14 protein-coding genes are annotated in these 17,699 nt (G+C 73.1%); 13 read left to right on the forward strand and 1 reads right to left on the reverse strand.

What is annotated here, in order from left to right; translation table 11 throughout:
* The first annotated feature begins 48 nt into the window (after positions 1-48).
* From QOM21_RS22660 to QOM21_RS22670, 3 genes are read left to right on the forward strand one after another with little or no spacing between them, the layout of a single operon-like run.
* On the forward strand, positions 49-963 hold the full coding sequence (locus QOM21_RS22660) for an ABC transporter permease (protein ID WP_407552705.1): 915 nt from the start codon (positions 49-51) through the stop codon (positions 961-963).
* Positions 951-1,856, forward strand: a complete 906-nt coding sequence (locus QOM21_RS22665; protein WP_407552706.1) for an ABC transporter permease — start codon at positions 951-953, stop codon at positions 1,854-1,856. Before QOM21_RS22660 ends, QOM21_RS22665 begins: the two co-directional genes overlap by 13 nt.
* On the forward strand, positions 1,853-2,968 hold the full coding sequence (locus tag QOM21_RS22670; protein WP_407552707.1) for an ABC transporter ATP-binding protein: 1,116 nt from the start codon (positions 1,853-1,855) through the stop codon (positions 2,966-2,968). Before QOM21_RS22665 ends, QOM21_RS22670 begins: the two co-directional genes overlap by 4 nt.
* Before the next feature lie 71 nt (positions 2,969-3,039).
* On the opposite strand, the gene murA is transcribed toward QOM21_RS22670, so the two are convergent.
* The gene (gene murA / locus QOM21_RS22675; RefSeq protein ID WP_407552709.1) at positions 3,040-4,386 is read right to left on the reverse strand and encodes a UDP-N-acetylglucosamine 1-carboxyvinyltransferase; all 1,347 of its coding nucleotides are present in this window, start codon (positions 4,384-4,386) and stop codon (positions 3,040-3,042) included.
* 294 nt (positions 4,387-4,680) lie between these two features.
* Between murA and QOM21_RS22680 the strand changes: the two genes are divergently transcribed.
* The 10 genes from QOM21_RS22680 (at position 4,681) to QOM21_RS22725 (ending at position 17,530) form a co-directional block, all read left to right on the forward strand.
* Positions 4,681-5,355: a YqgE/AlgH family protein gene (locus QOM21_RS22680; RefSeq protein WP_407552710.1), complete on the forward strand. Its 675-nt coding sequence runs from the start codon at positions 4,681-4,683 to the stop codon at positions 5,353-5,355.
* A 128-nt stretch (positions 5,356-5,483) separates the two neighbouring features.
* Entirely contained in the window at positions 5,484-6,173 is a 690-nt protein-coding gene (locus tag QOM21_RS22685; protein ID WP_407552712.1) for a hypothetical protein, read from the forward strand.
* A 127-nt stretch (positions 6,174-6,300) separates the two neighbouring features.
* Complete coding sequence (locus QOM21_RS22690; RefSeq protein ID WP_078568732.1) at positions 6,301-6,594, forward strand: DUF3039 domain-containing protein; 294 nt, start codon at positions 6,301-6,303, stop codon at positions 6,592-6,594.
* A 400-nt stretch (positions 6,595-6,994) separates the two neighbouring features.
* Positions 6,995-8,293, forward strand: coding sequence for an extracellular solute-binding protein (locus tag QOM21_RS22695; RefSeq protein WP_407552714.1), 1,299 nt, complete (start codon positions 6,995-6,997; stop codon positions 8,291-8,293).
* The gene (locus tag QOM21_RS22700; protein ID WP_407552715.1) at positions 8,290-9,207 is read left to right on the forward strand and encodes a carbohydrate ABC transporter permease; all 918 of its coding nucleotides are present in this window, start codon (positions 8,290-8,292) and stop codon (positions 9,205-9,207) included. The genes QOM21_RS22695 and QOM21_RS22700 overlap by 4 nt, the downstream gene beginning before the upstream one ends.
* Positions 9,204-10,079, forward strand: a complete 876-nt coding sequence (locus QOM21_RS22705; RefSeq protein ID WP_407552717.1) for a carbohydrate ABC transporter permease — start codon at positions 9,204-9,206, stop codon at positions 10,077-10,079. The genes QOM21_RS22700 and QOM21_RS22705 overlap by 4 nt, the downstream gene beginning before the upstream one ends.
* Before the next feature lie 4 nt (positions 10,080-10,083).
* Complete coding sequence (locus tag QOM21_RS22710; RefSeq protein ID WP_407552719.1) at positions 10,084-11,763, forward strand: beta-N-acetylhexosaminidase; 1,680 nt, start codon at positions 10,084-10,086, stop codon at positions 11,761-11,763.
* 319 nt (positions 11,764-12,082) lie between these two features.
* On the forward strand, positions 12,083-12,979 hold the full coding sequence (locus QOM21_RS22715; protein WP_393895306.1) for an FAD binding domain-containing protein: 897 nt from the start codon (positions 12,083-12,085) through the stop codon (positions 12,977-12,979).
* Positions 12,980-13,055: 76 nt separating this feature from the next.
* Entirely contained in the window at positions 13,056-15,209 is a 2,154-nt protein-coding gene (locus QOM21_RS22720; protein WP_407552721.1) for a 2Fe-2S iron-sulfur cluster-binding protein, read from the forward strand.
* Positions 15,206-17,530 carry a xanthine dehydrogenase family protein molybdopterin-binding subunit gene (locus tag QOM21_RS22725; RefSeq protein WP_407552722.1) on the forward strand — a complete coding sequence of 775 codons (2,325 nt, stop codon included), beginning with the start codon at positions 15,206-15,208 and terminating at the stop codon, positions 17,528-17,530. Before QOM21_RS22720 ends, QOM21_RS22725 begins: the two co-directional genes overlap by 4 nt.
* Positions 17,531-17,699 lie beyond the last annotated feature (169 nt).

A 17,699-nucleotide genomic window follows, 5' to 3' on the forward strand; every position in this document is an offset into this window, starting at 1 on the left:
GATCCGCCCCTCGACCCTGCTCACCGCCCCCAGGAGAAACCTCCGCGTATGAGTGACCGAACCCCCCTCCCGAGCGCCGGCGGCGCGGCAGCGCCCGCCCCGGCCGCCCGCAGACCACCCCGGTCCGGCGGGCGCACCTGGCCCGCCGTCGTGCCCTTCTTCGCCTTCCTGTTGCTCTGCTTCGGGCTGCCGGCCGGCGCCATGGTCCACGGCGCGTTCACCGCCACCGACCCGGCCACCGGAGCGAGCCACGCCACCCTGGACAACGTCCGCCAGTCGCTCAAGGGCATCTACGCCACCGGCCTCGGCGGCAGCGTCCAGCTCTCCCTGCTGTGCGCGCTGCTGGCCACCGTGCTCGGCACGCTCATCGCGCAGGCCGTGATCTCCTCGCGGCGGCCCGTCCTGCGCCGGGCCGTGGTGGCCGCCTCCGGAGTGCTCGCCAACTTCAGCGGCGCCCCGCTCGCCTTCGCCTTCGTCGCGACCCTCGGCACCACCGGCACCCTCACCCGGCTCATGTCGCTCGACTCCACCGGCTTCAGCCTCTACACCACCGCCGGACTGGTGCTGGCCTACCTCTACTTCATGATTCCGCTGATGGTGGTCACCGTGCTGCCCGCCCTCGACGGGCTGCGCACCCAGTGGCAGGAGGCCGCCGCGTCCTGCGGCGCCACTCGCGGCCAGTTCTGGCGGCACATCGGCATCCCGGTGCTCACCCCGTCGCTGCTCGGCGGCGCGGTCCTGCTCTTCGGCACCGCCTTCGCCTCGCACGCCACCGCTGCCGTCATGGTCGGCAGTTCGGTGCCGCTGATCACCGTCCAGATCTCCAACGCCCTGGCCGGCAACGTGCTGGTCGGCCAGGAGAACCTCGCCCTCGCCATGAGCCTGAACATGGTCGTCATCGCGCTGCTGGTGATGGCCGTACAGATACCGCTGCAGCGCAGGAGCGCCCGATGGCTGGGATGACGACCGCCGCGCAGGCGCCCGTGGCGCCGCCCGAGGAGACGGCGCCGGGCGCGCGCACCCCGGCCCGCCGCGGCCGCCGCCCCTACGGACGCCTCGCCGTCCTTCTCCTCGCCCTGCTCTACTTCGCCGTCCCCGTGGCCGCCTCCCTGTGGTTCACCGTCGACGACCCCGCCAAGGGCTTCTCGCTCGACGTCTACACCGACCACCTCGTCTCCGGCGACATGCTGGGCAGCCTGCTGCTCTCCCTCGAACTGGGGCTCGCCACCGTCGCCTTGGGGCTGCTGCTGGTCGTCCCCACCATGGTGGTGATCCATCTGCGGCTGCCGCGGCTGCGCCCGGTCGTTGAGATCCTGTGCATGACGCCGCTGGTCGTCCCGCCGATCGCGCTGGTCGCCGGCGTCAACACGGTCCTGTCCTGGGCGCCCGACCTGGCGAGGACGCCGTTCTATCAGACCCTGATGGTCCTCCAGGACGAGAACTTCCCGCTGGTCCTGGTGCTGCTCTACACCGTCATGTCGCTGCCGTTCCTCTACCGGTCGCTGGACGCCGGACTGCGCGGCATCGACCTCAAGACCCTGGTGGAGGCCTCCCGCAGCCTGGGCGCCGGGCGGCTGACCACCCTCGCCCGGGTCGTCGTGCCCAACCTGCGCTCCGCCGTCGTCGGCGGCGCCGTACTGGGCCTAGCGATGGTCCTGGGCGAGTACACCGTCGCCTCCGTGCTCGGCTACCGGCCGTTCGCCGTCTGGATGGTGGAGGTCGGCGACGCGGACGCCGAACTCGCCGGCGCCGCCGCGATGTTGAGCCTCTTCATCACGTGGGGCCTGCTGCTCCTGCTCACCACCTTGGCGGGTGGCCGACGCGGCCGCACGCGCAAGCAAAGGAAGACGTCATGAGTGTGTCCGTAGAGAGTGTGACCCCGGCGAGCGCCCCCACGGCGGGCGTGCCCGTCCGGCTCGAGGGGCTGCGCCGCCGGTTCGGCACCACCACCGCGCTGGACGGCCTGGACCTGGACATCGCCCCCGGCGAACTGGTCGCCCTGCTCGGCCCCTCCGGCTGCGGCAAGACCACCGCGCTGCGCATCATCGCGGGCTTCGAGACCGCCGACAGTGGCGTGCTGACCATGGACGGCCAGGACGTCACGCGGATCCCCGCGCACCGCCGCGACATCGGCATGGTCTTCCAGTCCTACAGCCTCTTCCCGAACATGACCGCCGCCCAGAACGTCGGCTACGGCCTGCGGGTCCGCAAGGCCCCCGCCGCGGAACGGGACGCACGGGCGGCCGAGTTGCTGGACCTGGTCGGCCTGCCCGGCCGCGGGGGCCACTACCCGCACCAGCTCTCCGGCGGCCAGCAGCAGCGCGTCGCGCTCGCCCGCGCGCTGGCCGCCCGGCCGCGGGTCCTGCTGCTCGACGAGCCGCTGTCCGCGCTCGACGCCAAGGTGCGGCTCACCCTCCGCGAGGAGATCCGCCGTATCCAGCTCGAACTCGGCATCACCACCGTCTTCGTCACCCACGACCAGGAAGAGGCGCTGTCCATGGCGGACCGCGTCGCGGTGATGCAGAACGGGCGGCTCGAACAGTGCGCCGCCCCCGCGGAGCTCTACGAGCGCCCGGCCACGCCGTTCGTCGCGGAGTTCGTCGGGACCATGAACCGGCTGCCGGGCACGCTGCGCGCGGGCGGGACGGTCGAGTTGTTCGGCCGCCGGCTGCCGGTCCACGGCACCGTGCCGGACGCCTGCGCCGAGGACAGCGAGGTCGACGTGCTGGTACGGCCCGAGGGCCTCGCCGTCGCCGCCGGTACGGTCGCGGGCGCGGAGGGGGCGCTCGCGACCGTACGGGTGGCGACCTTCCTCGGCGCCACCACCCGTCTGCACCTGACGACCGGGTCCGGGCTGCAGATCAAGGCCGACCTGCCCAGCTGGGAGGCCGGCGACCTGACGGCGGGCACGTCCTGCACGCTCACCCCGCACGACAACCCGGTGCTGGTGGCCGAGCGGGCCGGCTGACGGAGCGCCGAAGGGCGGCCACCCGGTCGGGGTGGCCGCCCTTCGGCGTGTGCTGAGGCGGGCTCGGCAGGTCAGTCGCGCAGCGCGCCGTTCGGCAGCTCGACGTGCGCGCCGAGGCTGACGAGCTTCTCCATGAAGTTCTCGTAGCCGCGGTTGATCAGGTCGATGCCGTGCACCCGGGACGTGCCCTGCGCGGCCAGCGCCGCGATCAGGTACGAGAAGCCGCCGCGCAGGTCGGGGATGACCAGGTCGGCGCCCTGCAGCTTGGTCGGGCCGGAAACGACGGCCGAGTGCAGGAAGTTGCGCTGGCCGAAGCGGCACGCGGAGCCGCCCAGGCACTCGCGGTAGAGCTGGATGTGTGCGCCCATCTGGTTCAGCGCGGAGGTGAAGCCCAGCCGGGACTCGTACACCGTCTCGTGGACGATGGACAGGCCCGACGCCTGGGTCAGCGCGACGACCAGCGGCTGCTGCCAGTCGGTCTGGAAGCCGGGGTGGACGTCGGTCTCCAGGGCGATGGCGTCGAGCGAGCCACCCGGATGCCAGAAGCGGATGCCCTCGTCGTCGATCTCGAAGGCGCCGCCGACCCTGCGGAAGGTGTTGAGGAAGGTCATCATCGACCGCTGCTGGGCGCCGCGGACGTAGATGTTGCCCTCGGTGGCCAGCGCGGCGGACGCCCAGGAGGCGGCCTCCAGGCGGTCCGGGAGGGCGCGGTGGTTGTAGCCGTCGAGTTTGTCGACACCGGTGATCCGGATGGTCCGGTCGGTGTCCATGGAGATGATCGCGCCCATCTTCTGCAGTACGCAGATGAGGTCCTCGATCTCCGGCTCCACGGCGGCGTTCGACAGCTCGGTGACGCCCTCCGCCAGGACGGCGGTCAGCAGCACCTGCTCGGTCGAGCCGACCGACGGGTACGGCAGCCGGATCTTGGTGCCGCGCAGCCGCTGCGGGGCCTCCAGGTACTGCCCGTCGGCGCGCTTCTCGATCGTGGCGCCGAACTGCCGCAGCACGTCGAAGTGGAAGTCGACCGGCCGGCCGCCGATGTCGCAGCCGCCCAGGCCCGGGATGAAGGCGTGGCCCAGCCGGTGCAGCAGGGGGCCGCAGAAGAGGATCGGGATCCGCGAGGAGCCGGCGTGCGCGTCGATGTCGGCGACATTGGCGCTCTCCACGTGCGACGGGTCGAGGATCAGCTCGCCCGGATCGTCGCCCGGGCGCACCGTGACACCGTGCAGCTGCAGCAGGCCGCGCACGACGCGGACGTCGCGGATGTCGGGCACGTTGCGCAGCCGGCTCGGACCGCTGCCGAGGAGGGCGGCGACCATGGCCTTGGGCACAAGGTTCTTCGCACCGCGAACCCGGATCTCGCCGTCGAGCGGGGTGCCGCCGTGGACAAGCAGTACGTCGTCAGTAGAGACGGTCATGGATCTCGCGTTCCTGGAGACGGGCAGGGCCAATGAGAAATGGTAAGGGCGCCGGAGGGCGTCTCCGTAGAGGTGTGCGGGCTTCGGGCATGTAATGGCTTTGTCACAACACGCTCCGCTACGATCAGGCTTTGATCTGTAATCGCCATTTGGCTGAAATGCCAGTAAATGTCTTGAATGTGTTATCCGGGTGTGTCGCGTGCGCCGGTACTGCCGCCGTACGCCCTGCCCTGCCCTCGCACGGCTGCGCCCGTTGACTCCCCGCTCCGGCCCGAAGTGCGGGATCATGTGGCCATGACCGAGGTGTCCTCGCTCACAGGCCGGCTGCTCGTCGCCACGCCCGCGCTCGCCGACCCGAACTTCGACCGCGCGGTGGTGCTCCTCCTCGACCATGACGAGGAAGGCTCCCTCGGCGTGGTCCTCAACCGCCCGACGCCCGTCGGCGTCGGGGACATCCTCGCGCCCTGGGCCGAGCTGGCCGGCGAGCCGGGGGTCGTCTTCCAGGGCGGACCGGTCTCGCTGGACTCCGCGCTCGGCGTGGCGGTGGTCCCCGGCGGGCTGTCCAAGGAGGGCGGCCTGCCGCCCGTGGAGAGCGGCGCGCTGCCCGGCGGGGCCGAAGCGGAGGTGGCCGGCGCGCCCGCCACGGACGCGGCGGACGACCTGGCGCCGGGCGACGAGCCGCTGGGCTGGCGGCGGGTGCACGGCGCGATCGGGCTGGTCGATCTGGAGGCGCCTCCGGAGCTGCTCGCCGCGGTGCTCGGCAGCCTGCGGATCTTCGCCGGATACGCCGGCTGGGGGCCCGGCCAACTGGAGGAGGAGCTCGTCGAGGGCGCGTGGTACGTCGTCGAGTCCGAGCCGGGAGACGTCTCCTCGCCCGCCCCTGAGGGCCTGTGGCGGGCCGTGCTGCGGCGGCAGCGCAACGAGCTCGCCATGGTCGCCACGTACCCGGACGACCCGTCGCTGAACTGACCCTCCCCGCGGGCAGCTTGTTACGGCTTCGTCATGGGGAATTGTCAGTGCCCGTCGCTAGGCTTCGAGAGGTCAGGGGAGGTGCGCGGACGCGACGGCGGGCCCGCGCGGGACGAACGGGGAGCCTCATGCACAGGCCGGGCGTGCCCGAGGATCTGGATCATCCGCGTCTGCTGTGGGCGCGGGCCGCGACGCTGGCCGTCGTATCGGCCGCCATCGACGACCGGGACGAATTCACCTGGAGCCCGGCCGGGCTCCAGTGCTGGAACGGCGGCGGCAGCTACTGGTGGCGCCTGCGGCTCCTCGGCGGCGGCCGCGCGCTGCTGTGCGGCCAGGACTCCGACGGCAGCTACACCCACAGCAGGGGCCGGCAGATCGACTTCCTGGCCGGCGGCCCGGACTGGCTGCCCTGGGAGCAGCTGCGCCATGAGGCCGAGGGCAACCTCTTCGGCTTCGTCTACTGGTGGCAGGACGGCGCCTGGGGCCGTGCGCCCTATCCCGCGACGATGCTCGACGACGGCCTGGAGATGGCCGTGAGCTGGGCCGGGACCGGCGATGCCGCCATCGAGCGGATCGTCGACGATCTCGTGGCGTGGACGGAGGCGGACGTCGAGCCCGCCGACGCCGCCCGTGCGGTGCGGGCCTTCCTCGCCGCCGCCGAGACCTGCTCGGTCGGTGGCGCGGAGATGGCCGCGCTCCTTGACGCGGTCGTCGACCGCGATTCCTGGTACGAAGTCCGCCCGCAGGCCGCGCTGGCCTTCGCCGCCGAGCTGGGGCTGACCGCCGGTGACCGGGGTGCCGTGCCGGTCGCGTCCTGACGGCGGCGGGCGGGAGCCGGGGCGCGGAGGGGGGCGGGTGCGGCGCGCGGCGGTCGCGGGGCGGGCCCGCGGACGGCTGCGGGCCGAGGCTCCCGGGTTTGCGCGCGCGTGAGTACCCTTGGCAGTTATGAGCACTGTTGAGCCCGAGCGCGGGGCAGGTACGGGGACCCTCGTAGAGCCGACGCCGCAGGTGTCGCACGGCGACGGCGACCACGAGCGCTTCGCCCACTACGTCCAGAAGGACAAGATCATGGCGAGTGCGCTCGACGGCACTCCCGTCGTCGCACTGTGCGGCAAGGTCTGGGTCCCGGGGCGGGATCCCAAGAAGTACCCGGTCTGTCCCATGTGCAAGGAGATCTTCGAGTCCATGGGCGCCGGTGGCGACAAGGACAAGGGTGGCAAGGACGGCGGCAAGAAGTAGCCGCAGCCGGCCGCCGAGCAGCAGCGCACCAGCGGTTCCACGCAGCCCATGGCTGCTCGGGCCACCCCACCGCGGGCACGGGCCCGGGTCCTCAGGGACCCGGGCCCTTTGTCGTTTCCGCGCCCGCCGCTGTGCCCTCGGCGCCCCCGTTCGCGCCCTCGTGGGGTACTTCTCGTGACTCGGCCCGTCGCCCCATCGGGCGATTTCCGCCCGATTGCGTACCCCTGATGGGGTGTCGTCCGGCCGCCCGTCACCCTCTGGGCGGAGCCGATGGTCACGGAGTGGTTGAGACCACTGGGGAGCTCTTGTGAGGCCCTGCCGCCGCGCTTAATCTTCCGGCAATTGCTCAGTGCGAAACGCTCGTTGCGCATGTTGCAACCATGCCTCGGAGGGTCCTTCCATGCAGATCCCTGCCCGCATCGCCGCCGCCACCGCGTCCGTTGTCCTCGCGTCGCTGACCGCCACCGCCTGCGCACCGTCCACGGCCGACACCGGCGCCAAGGGGGACGCGAAGACCGGCACGCTGCGGGTCTGGCTCTTCCAGGAGGTCAACAACGCTCCCAAGGAACGGGCGGTGCGGCAGGCGGTGTCGGCGTTCACGGCCGGCCACGACGGTGTCGAGGTCGACGTCGACTACATACCCGTCGACACCCGCGCGCAGCGGATCAAGGCCGCCTTCAACGACCCGGACAGCGCGCCCGACGTGATCGAGTACGGCAACACCGACACCGCCGGGTACGTCAAGGACGGCGGACTCGCCGACGTCACCCGGGAGTTCGGCGCCTGGCCGGAGGCCGAGGACACCGATGCCACGGCCAAGGAGTCGGTGACCGTGGACGGCAAGGTCTACGGGGCTCCGCTGTTCGTCGGTGTCCGCGCGCTGTACTACCGCACCGATGTGTTCAAGGACCTCGGCATCCGCGTGCCCACCACACAGGCAGAGGTCGTCGCCGCCGCCAAGAAGGTCCGCAAGGAGCGTCCCGACCTCTACGGCCTCGCGGTCGGCGGCGCCTACACCTATGGCGCACTGCCGTTCATCTGGGCGGCCGGCGGCGAACTCGCCACCGAAAAGGGCGGCACCTACCGCGCCGCCCTCGACGGCGCCGCGGCCAAGAAGGGCATCGCCGCCTACACCGGCCTCTTCGGCGACGACAACTGCCCCGCCGCCAAGTGCGCCGACATGGGCGGCAACGACACCGTCACCGCCTTCGCCTCGGGCAAGGCCGCCATGGCCATCGGCGGCGACTTCAACCACCAGGCCGTCGAGGACGGCAAGGTCAAGGGCAAGTACGCCGTGGTGCCGCTGCCCGGCCTGACCAAGGGACGCATCGCACCGGCGTTCGCCGGCGGCAACAACATCGGTGTCCTCAACAGCAGCAGCCACCGCACCCTCGCCGTCGGCCTGATGAAGGAACTGGCGGGCAAGAAGACCCAGCGCCGGCTGTTCGACGCGATGGGCTTCCTGCCGACCTACCGCGACGTGCGCGCCGAGGCCGCGCGGCGCAAGCCCTACGTCGCGCCGTTCGTCAAGACTCTCGACGCCGGCGCCAAGTTCGTCCCCGCCGCGCCCGGCTGGGGCGAGATCGACTCCTCACTGGTGCTGCCGACGATGTTCCAGGAGATCGTCAGCGGCCGTAAGGACGTGGACGCGGCGGCCGACGCGGCCGCCCGCAAGATGGACGAGGCCCTCCGGAAGTGAGCACCCCGCGCAGCGGCAGCCGCCGCGGCGGCTGGACACCCTGGCTGTATCTCGCCCCCGCCCTGGTGGTCCTCGGCGGCCTGCTGGTGTACCCCGTCTACCAACTCGGCCTGATCTCCTTCCTCGAATACACCCAGGCACAGGTCACCGGTGGCGAGCCGACCACCTTCCAGGGCCTGGGGAACTACGCCGAGCTGTTCGGCGACGGCGAGTTCTGGCGGGTGCTGCTGGCGACCGTGCTGTTCGCCGCGGCCTGTGTGCTCTCCACCGTCACACTGGGCTGCGCGCTCGCCGTGCTGCTCACCCGCATCCGCGCGCTGCCCCGGCTCGCGCTGATGCTCGCCGGGCTCGGCGCCTGGGCGACCCCCGCCATCACCGGATCCACCGTCTTCGTCTTCCTCTTCGACCCCGACTTCGGGCCGGTGAACAAGGTCCTGGTGGCGCTGGGCCTGACCGGCTTCGCGGACTACTCCTGGACCTACGACCGCTACAGCGCCTTCGCCCTGGTCCTGCTCGAAGTGGTCTGGTGCTCCTTCCCGTTCGTGATGGTGACCGTCTACGCGGCCATCCGCGCCGTACCGGGGGAGGTGCTGGAGGCCGCGGCGCTCGACGGCGCCTCGCAGTGGCGGATCTGGCGCAGCGTGCTCGCTCCCCTGCTGCGGCCGATCCTCGTCGTCGTCACCATCCAGTCGGTGATCTGGGACTTCAAGGTCTTCACCCAGATCTACGTCATGACCAACGGCGGCGGCATCGCGCGACAGAACCTCGTGCTCAACGTCTACGCCTACCAGAAGGCGTTCGCGTCCTCGCAGTACAGCCTCGGCTCGGCCATCGGCGTCGTGATGCTGCTGATCCTGCTCGTCGTCACGCTCGGCTACCTGCGGCTGATACGCCGCCAGGGGGAGGAACTGTGAGCCGTCCGCGCCCCCTGGCCGTCCGCCGGCCGCGCCGGCCCTGGCGACTGGCCGCGGAGGGCGGCGCGCTGCTCCTCGCCGCCGCCGTCGCCTTCCCCCTCTACTGGATGGTGCTCTCCGCCTTCAAACCGGCCGGCGAGGTGCAGTCCGCCGCGCCGCGCCCCTGGACCCTGCAACCGTCGCTCGACGCCTTCCGGCGGGTTTTCCAACAGCAGGATTTCGGCCGTTACTTCCTCAACAGCCTGTTCGTCGCCGGTGTCGTGGTCGTCGCCTCCGCGCTGATCGCCTTCCTCGCGGCCACCGCCGTCACCAGGTTCCGGTTCCGGTTCCGCACCACCTTGCTGATCATGTTCCTGATCGCCCAGATGGTGCCCGTCGAGGCGCTCACCATCCCGCTGTTCTTCCTGCTGCGCGACGCCGGCCACATCGCCCCCGGCATCGGCCTGAACACCCTCGGCTCGCTGATCCTGCCGCACCTCGCCTTCTCCCTCCCCTTCGCGATCTGGATGCTGCGCGGCTTCGTCCGGGCCGTCCCGGAGGCCCTGGAGGAGGCCGCCTACCTGGACGGCGCGAGCCGCACCCGCTTCCTGTGGCAGATCCTCTTCCCGCTCGTCCTCCCCGGCCTCGTCGCGACCAGCGTCTTCTCCTTCATCTCCACCTGGAACGACTTCCTGTTCGCGAAGTCCTTCATCATCAGCGCCACCGAGAACTCCACCCTCCCCATGGCGCTGCTGGTCTTCTTCAAACCGGACGAGAACGACTGGGGCGGGATCATGGCCGCCTCCACCGTGATGACCCTGCCCGTGCTGGTCTTCTTCGTACTAGTGCAGCGCCGCCTGGTTTCGGGCCTCGGCGGCGCGGTGAAGGACTGACGCCGTGACCGATGTACTGACCGACCTGATCCCGCTGCCCCGCACCGTCCGGCCGTTGACGGGCGCGGGCTGCGTCCTGGGCGCGGACACCGAGATCGAGGCGCTGCCCGGGACCGAGGACGTCGCACAGTGGCTGCGCGCCACGGTCGGCGCGGCCACCGGCCTCCCGCTGGCGCCGTACGCGACCGCGGAGAACCGCGTCGTGCTGCGCCTCTCGCCGGGTACCGAAGGGCAGCTGGGCCCCGAGGGCTACCGGCTCGTCACCGAAGGCACCGAGGTCCTCATCGAGGCCGGCACCGGGACCGGGCTGTTCTGGGGCGCCCAGACACTCCGTCAGCTGCTGGGCCCCGCCGCCTTCCGGCGCGCGCCCGTCGACAGCGGGCGGCGGAAGTGGCCGCTGCCGGCGCTGCGGATCGAGGACACTCCCCGCTTCGCCTGGCGCGGCATGATGCTCGACGTCGCCCGGCACTTCATGCCCAAGGACGGGGTGCTGCGCTATCTCGACCTGCTGGCCGCGCACAAGCTCAACGTCCTGCACCTGCACCTGACCGACGACCAGGGCTGGCGCATCGAGATCCCGCGCTACCCGCTGCTGACCGAGGTCGGTGGCCGGCGGGAGCGCACCAAGCTCGGCCACCGGGCCTCGCCGCTCTGGGACGAGCGCCCGCACGGCGGCTTCTACACCCAGGACGACCTCCGCGAGATCGTCGCCTACGCCGCCGCACGGCACATCACCGTCGTCCCCGAGATCGACATCCCCGGCCACTCGCAGGCCGCCATCGCCGCGTATCCCGAATTGGGCAACACCGACGTCCTCGACACCACCGCGCTGAAGGTCTGGGACACCTGGGGCGTCAACCCCAACGTCCTCGCCCCCACCGACCGCACCCTCCGCTTCTACGAGCACGTCCTGGAGGAGGTCCTGGCGCTCTTCCCCTCGCCGTTCGTGCACATCGGCGGCGACGAGTGCCCCAAGGACCAGTGGCGGGCCTCGCCCACCGCCCGGGCCAGGATCGCCGAGCTGGGGCTGGCCGACGAGGACGCGCTGCAGAGCTGGTTCATCCGGCACTTCGACCGCTGGCTCGCCGACCGCGGCCGGCGCCTGATCGGCTGGGACGAGATCCTGGAGGGCGGCAGCCCGGAACCCGGCGGCGGCACCACGGCGTGCGGCCTCGCCCCGGGCGCCGCCGTCTCCTCCTGGCGCGGGTACGCGGGCGGCATCGCCGCCGCCCGCGCGGGCCACGACGTCGTCATGTGCCCGGAGCAGCAGGTGTATCTCGACCACCGTCAGCACGCGTCCCCCGAGGAGCCGGTGCCGATCGGCTACGTGAGGACCCTGGAGGACGTCTACCGCTTCGAGCCGGTGCCCCCGGAGCTGACGGAGGAGGAGGCCGCCCGCGTACTGGGCGCCCAGGCCAACGTCTGGACCGAGGTCATGGACAGTCAGCAGCGCGTCGACTACCAGGTCTTCCCGCGGCTCACCGCCCTCGCCGAGGTCGCCTGGTCGCAGCTGCCGCCGCCGGCCGCGCGCGACCACCACGACTTCGTCCGGCGGATGACCACCCACTACGCCCGCCTGGACGCCCTCGGCGTCGGCTACCGCCCGCCCGGCGGCCCCCACCCCTGGCAGAAACGCCCCGGCGTGCTCGGACGCCCGATCGACGGGGCGCCCCCAAACGTGTGAGCCATGGTGCAAGCAGGGCGCCCCCGGGGCCGGACCCTGGGACGGTGGTGCCCCGCACCGCCACACGGGCGAGGAGCACCCCTCGGAGGCACACCGTTCGCCCCGCCACGACGCAAGGCACGGCAATTCACGGCAATCCCCGCACATTCATCGCAGCGGGCGAAAGTGGACCAGCAGCCCGTTCCCGGACGGAACGTCGCTTCGTGGACCCTCGCGTCGTGGGTCCGGGAAGATGTGCCAGAGTTGCCACGTCCGGGCTGTGAGCACGTACCGTACGGCGGAGCGGAACAGCCGGGAAACCGGGGAAGGGGCAGCTGGCTTGACCACGCACGCACCGCACGCGTCGCACACGGTGACGTTGCCGGCCTCGCTCGACGAGGCGGTGGCGGCGCTCACCGCCATGCCCGCCGCCGTGCCCGTCGCGGGCGGCACCGACCTCATGGCGGCCGTCAACGCCGGACTCCTCAGACCCGCGGCCCTGGTGGGCCTCGGCCGGATCAGCGAGATCCGCGGCTGGCAGTACCAGGACGGCCACGCCCTGCTGGGCGCCGGCCTCAACCTCGCCCGTATGGGACGCCCCGACTTCGCCGCGCTGATCCCGGGCCTTGCCGCCGCCGCCCGCGCGGCCGGCCCGCCGCAGATCCGCAACGCCGGCACCCTCGGCGGCAACATCGTCACCTCCGCCCCTACGGGTGACACCCTTCCCGTGCTCGCCGCCCTGGAGGCCACGGTGATCATCGCCGGGCCCGAGGGCGCCCGCCGCGAGATCCCGGTCAGCCACCTCCTGGCCGGCCGGGAGATGCTCGGCCCCGGTGAACTCGTCGGCTTCGTGCGGGTACCGCTCCTGCACGCCCCGCAGACCTTCCTCAAGGCCACCGGCCGCACCGGCCCCGGCCGCGCCACCGCCTCGGTGGCGCTGGTGATGGACCCGGCGCGGCGCGGGGTGCGCTGCGCCGTGGGCGCGGTCGCCGCCATGCCGCTGCGCCCGCTGGAGGCCGAGCAGTGGGTCGCCTCGATCATCGACTGGGACGGCGAACGCGGCCTGGTGCCGGAGGCCCTGACGGCCTTCGGTGACTACGTTGCCGCCGCCTGCATCCCCGACCCGGCACCACCGCAGGACGGCTCGGAACCGGTGGCCCTGCCGCCGGCCGCCCTGCACCTGCGTCGTACGGTGGCAGCTCTGGCCCGCCGCGCACTCGGGAGGGCGCTCTCATGAGCGAGCGCAGTGAGGGAATCATCAGGAGGTGCGCGCCTCGCGCAGGCGAGGCCGAGCGAAGCAGCGAGGGCTCGGCATGAGCGACGCAGACCACCGCAACCCGCAGCAGCCGTACCCCGATCAGGGCTGGCAGCCGCTGCCGCAGGGCGGCGAGTACGAGTCGGAGGCGACGGCCTTCGTGCAGCTCCCGGAGGGCTTCACCACCGGGGCCTACGGACCCGGGACATCCGGCTACGGCACCCCGGGCGCCGATCCGCTGGCCGCGCCCGGCCACGGCTACACCCCGCCCGCCTCCTTCACCCGGTACGAGTCCACGCCGCCCATCCCCGGCGCGGGCACCGACCCCTCGGCGACCGGACAGTGGACGATGCCGTTCGCGGACTCCTCGGCCGGTTACGCCGACCCGTCCGCCGGTTACGCGCAGCAGGCGCACGATGCCCACCAGGGCCACGCCGCGGACTCCGCGGGCTACCGGGGCGGCGCCCCCGAGGCCGCTCAGCAGTGGGGCGACCGGGTGGAGTGGCCGGTCGCCGGCAGCACGGAGGCCGCGGCCGGACCGTGGTCGGTGCCGGCCGCGGACGACGGCCAGGAGGAGTCCGGCGAATACCTGGTCGGTGACGAGAGCGGGCCGTCACATGCCGGACTTCACGGACACGGCGGCTACTCGGGTCACCCGGGCCACCCCGGCCTCGCCGGACCGGGCGCCGCCGGCTACCAGGACGCCGGCTACCAGGGCGGATACGGCGCCGGCGAAGGCGCCGCCGACACCAACGGCGCCGGCCGGACCGGGCACTGGAACTTCGCCACCGGACTGACCGCCACGAGCGGCGCGGCCGGCGACGGCTACGGCGGCGCCGAGGCCCTCCGTGACGCCCAGGACACCCCGCACGGCGGCACCGCGCACGATCCCTTCGGCGGCCCCGTCGACGACCCGTACGGAGCGGGCGGTACGGCGAACGGTGCCGGCGGCGCGACCGGGCACTGGTCGCTGCCGGCCGACGCGTTGGCCCAGTGGCCGCCCGCCACGGAGACGCCGCAGCACGGCACACCGCACGACGGGGCCCCGCACGACCAGGGCCACGGCCACCAGCCGCATCCGCACGACCCGCACCCGCACGGAGGCGAGGAGGCGCCCGGCACGGACGCCGGGCCCGCCGACCCCGGCGCGGACAGCTGGACGGTCCCCGTGGCCCCGGGCGAACAGCCCGACGAGTCCGGCGCGTTCGCCCTCGCGGCGGGCGACAGCAACGGCGCGGGCACCGCCTACGGCGCCCAGGAGACGTACGACGGCGCCGCCGCCATCGACGGCGCGCCGGTGGCGCAGGCCGCCGGTCCGCAGGCCGAGGACGCCGAGGCGCAGGCGGACGGGACCGGCGCACAGCACGAACCGGAGGCCGGGGCGCCCGCCCCCGCCCCTGAGGAGCCGGCTGCGGCGGCCGACGCCCCCGCTCCCGAGGGCACCGCCGGTACGGCGGACGCCCCCGCCCGGGGCGCCGAGCCCGAGGCCCCGGCCGGCCCGTACGCCGAGGGCGCCGAGCCGGCCGAGCCCGTGTTCGACGCCCACGACGAACACCCGGCCGCCTCCTACGTCCTGCGCGTCAACGGCACCGACCGGCCGGTCACCGACGCCTGGATCGGCGAATCGCTGCTCTACGTCCTGCGCGAGCGCCTCGGCCTCGCCGGCGCCAAGGACGGCTGCTCCCAGGGCGAGTGCGGGGCCTGCTCCGTCCAGGTGGACGGGCGGCTCGTCGCCTCCTGCCTGGTGCCCGCGGCCACCGCGGCGGGCAGCGAGGTCCGCACCGTCGAGGGGCTCGCCCAGGACGGCACCGCCTCCGACGTACAGCGCGCCCTGGCCGCCTCCGGGGCCGTGCAGTGCGGCTTCTGCGTACCCGGCATGGCGATGACCGTGCACGACCTCCTGGAGGGCAACCACGCCCCCAGCGAGCTGGAGACCCGCAAGGCGCTGTGCGGCAACCTCTGCCGGTGCTCCGGCTACCGAGGAGTGCTGGACGCCGTCGACGAGGTCGTCAAGGCCCGTGCGGAGGCGGCCGACGCCGCGGCCTCCGGACCGGCCGACACCGTCCTCATCCCCCACCAGGCGGGCCCCGCCGACCCCACCGGCCCCGCCCCGCACGACCAGGATTCCGGCCACCACCCCCACGACCCGCTCACGCACGGAGCGCACCACGAGGGACCGGGCGCCGATCCGCAGACGGGAGGCCCCGCATGAGCGGTACGACCGACGGCACCGTCACCGACACGCCCGCGGCCGGCGTCCCGGTGCCCGTCGAGCCGCCGCCGCACGGCCTGGGCGTCTCCCTGCCGTCCGCCGACGCGCCGGCGAAGACCGAGGGCACCTTCCCCTACGCCGCGGACCTGTGGGCCGAGGGGCTGCTGTGGGCCGCGGTCCTGCGCTCCCCGCACCCCCGCGCGCGGATCCTGTCCATCGACACCAAGCACGCCGCCGAGATGCCGGGCGTGCGCGTCGTCGTCACCCACGAGGACGTCCCCGGCGACGCCGGCCACGGCCGCGGCACCGCCGACCGCCCGGTCTTCGCCAAGGACGAGGTCCGCCACCACGGCGAGCCGATCGCCGCGGTGGCCGCCGAACACCCCGACACCGCCCGGCTGGCCGCCGCCGCCATCGCCGTCGAGTACGAGATCCTCGACGCGGTCACCGACCCGCAACTCGCCTTCGAGGCCGAGCCGTTGCACCCGGACGGCAACCTCATCCGGCACATCCCGCTGCGCTTCGGCGACCCCGAGGCGATCGGCGCGGTCATGGTCGAGGGCCTCTACCGCATCGGCCGCCAGGACCCCGCCCCCATCGGGGCCGAGGCCGGGCTCGCGGTGCCGCGTCCCGACGGCGGGGTGGAGATCTACACCGCCTCCACGGACCCGCACACCGACCGCGACCTGGCCGCCGCCTCCTTCGGCCTCGACCCCGAGCGCGTCAAGGTCGTGGTGACCGGTGTCCCCGGCGCCACCGCCGACCGCGAGGACCCCGGCATCCAGCTCTCCCTGGGCCTGCTGGCGCTGCGCACGGGCTGCCCCGTCAAACTCGCCGCCACCCGTGAGGAGTCCTTCCTCGCGCACGCCCACCGCCACCCCACCCTGCTGCGCTACCGCCACCACGCCGACGCCGAGGGCAAGCTGGTCAAGGTCGAGGCGCAGATCCTCATGGACGCCGGCGCCTACGCCGACACCTCCGCCGAGGCACTGGCCGCCGCCGTCTCCTTCGCCTGCGGCCCGTACGTCGTCCCGCACGCCGTCATCGAGGGCTGGGCGGTGCGCACCAACAACCCGCCGTCCGGGCACATGCGCGGCGAGGGCGCCCTCCAGGTCTGCGCCGCCTACGAGGGCCAGATGGACAAGCTGGCGGCCCAACTGGGCATGGAGCCGGACGAGATCCGGCTGCGCAACGTCATGGCCACCGGCGATCTGCTGCCCACCGGCCAGACCGTCACCTGCCCGGCGCCGGTCGCCGAACTGCTGCGCGCCGTGAAGGAAGCACCGCTCCCCGAACTGCCCAAGGACACCCCGGAAGCGGAGTGGCTGCTGCCGGGCGGCCCCGAGGGCGCGGGCGAGCCGGGCGCGGTGCGCCGCGGTGTCGGCTACGGCCTGGGCATGGTGCACATGCTCGGTGCGGAGGGCGCCGACGAGGTGTCCACCGCCACGGTCAAGGTCAGCGGCTCGGTGGCCACGGTCATCTGCGCCGCCGTCGAGACCGGTTCCGGCTTCTCCACCCTGGCGCGGCAGATCGTGCAGGAGACGCTCGGCATCGACGAGGTGCATGTCGCGGCCGTCGACACCGATCAGCCGCCGGCCGGTCCCGCCTGCCACGGCCGGCACACCTGGGTCTCCGGCGGCGCCGTCGAGCGTGCCGCGAAGATGGTCCGTACGCAGCTGTTGCAGCCGCTCGCGCACAAGTTCGGGATGTCCACCGAGCTGCTGCAGATCACCGACGGAAAGATCACCTCCTACGACGGGGTGCTCAGCACGACCGTCGCGGAGGCGCTGGACGGCAAGGAGCTGTGGGCCACCGCGCAGTGCCGGCCGCACCCCACCGAGCCGCTGGACGAGAACGGCCAGGGCGACGCCTTCGTCGGCCTCGCCTTCTGCGCCATCCGGTGCGTGGCGGACGTCGACATCGAACTGGGCACCATCCGGGTCGTGGAGATGACCGTCGCCCAGGACGTGGGCCGGGTGCTCAACCCGCGCCAGCTGCGGGCCCGTATCGAGGCCGGCGTCACCCAGGGGCTCGGCGCCGCCCTGATGGAGAACCTGCGGACCACCCGCGGCCAGGTCCGCCACCCCGACCTCACCGGCTACGCCCTCCCCACCGCGCTCGACGCCCCGGACATCCGGATCGTCAAGCTCGTCGAGGAGCGCGACGTGGTCGCCCCCTTCGGCGCCAAGCCCGCCAGCGCCGTCCCGGTGGTCACCGCGCCCGCCGCCGTCGCCTCCGCGGTCCGCGCCGCCACCGGCCGCCCCATCGGCCGCCTCCCGATCCGCCCCCAGGCGGCGGTCGCACAGGTCAAGCAGCAGTAGACGTCCGGGGGCGCCGACACGCCCCCGGGCGGCTCGTGCCGACCGCAACAGAAAGCAGGGGGATGAGCATGGCTGTGCTCGTTTTGTCAGGCGTTCTCGTGCTCGCCGTCGGCGCGTGCGTCTGCGTCGTGTGGGCGGCGCGGGGCGGCCCACGCTGGGTGCGCGCGGT

This window comes from Streptomyces sp. Pv4-95 (genome assembly GCF_045782725.1).
Taxonomy (GTDB): Bacteria; Actinomycetota; Actinomycetes; order Streptomycetales; family Streptomycetaceae; genus Streptomyces.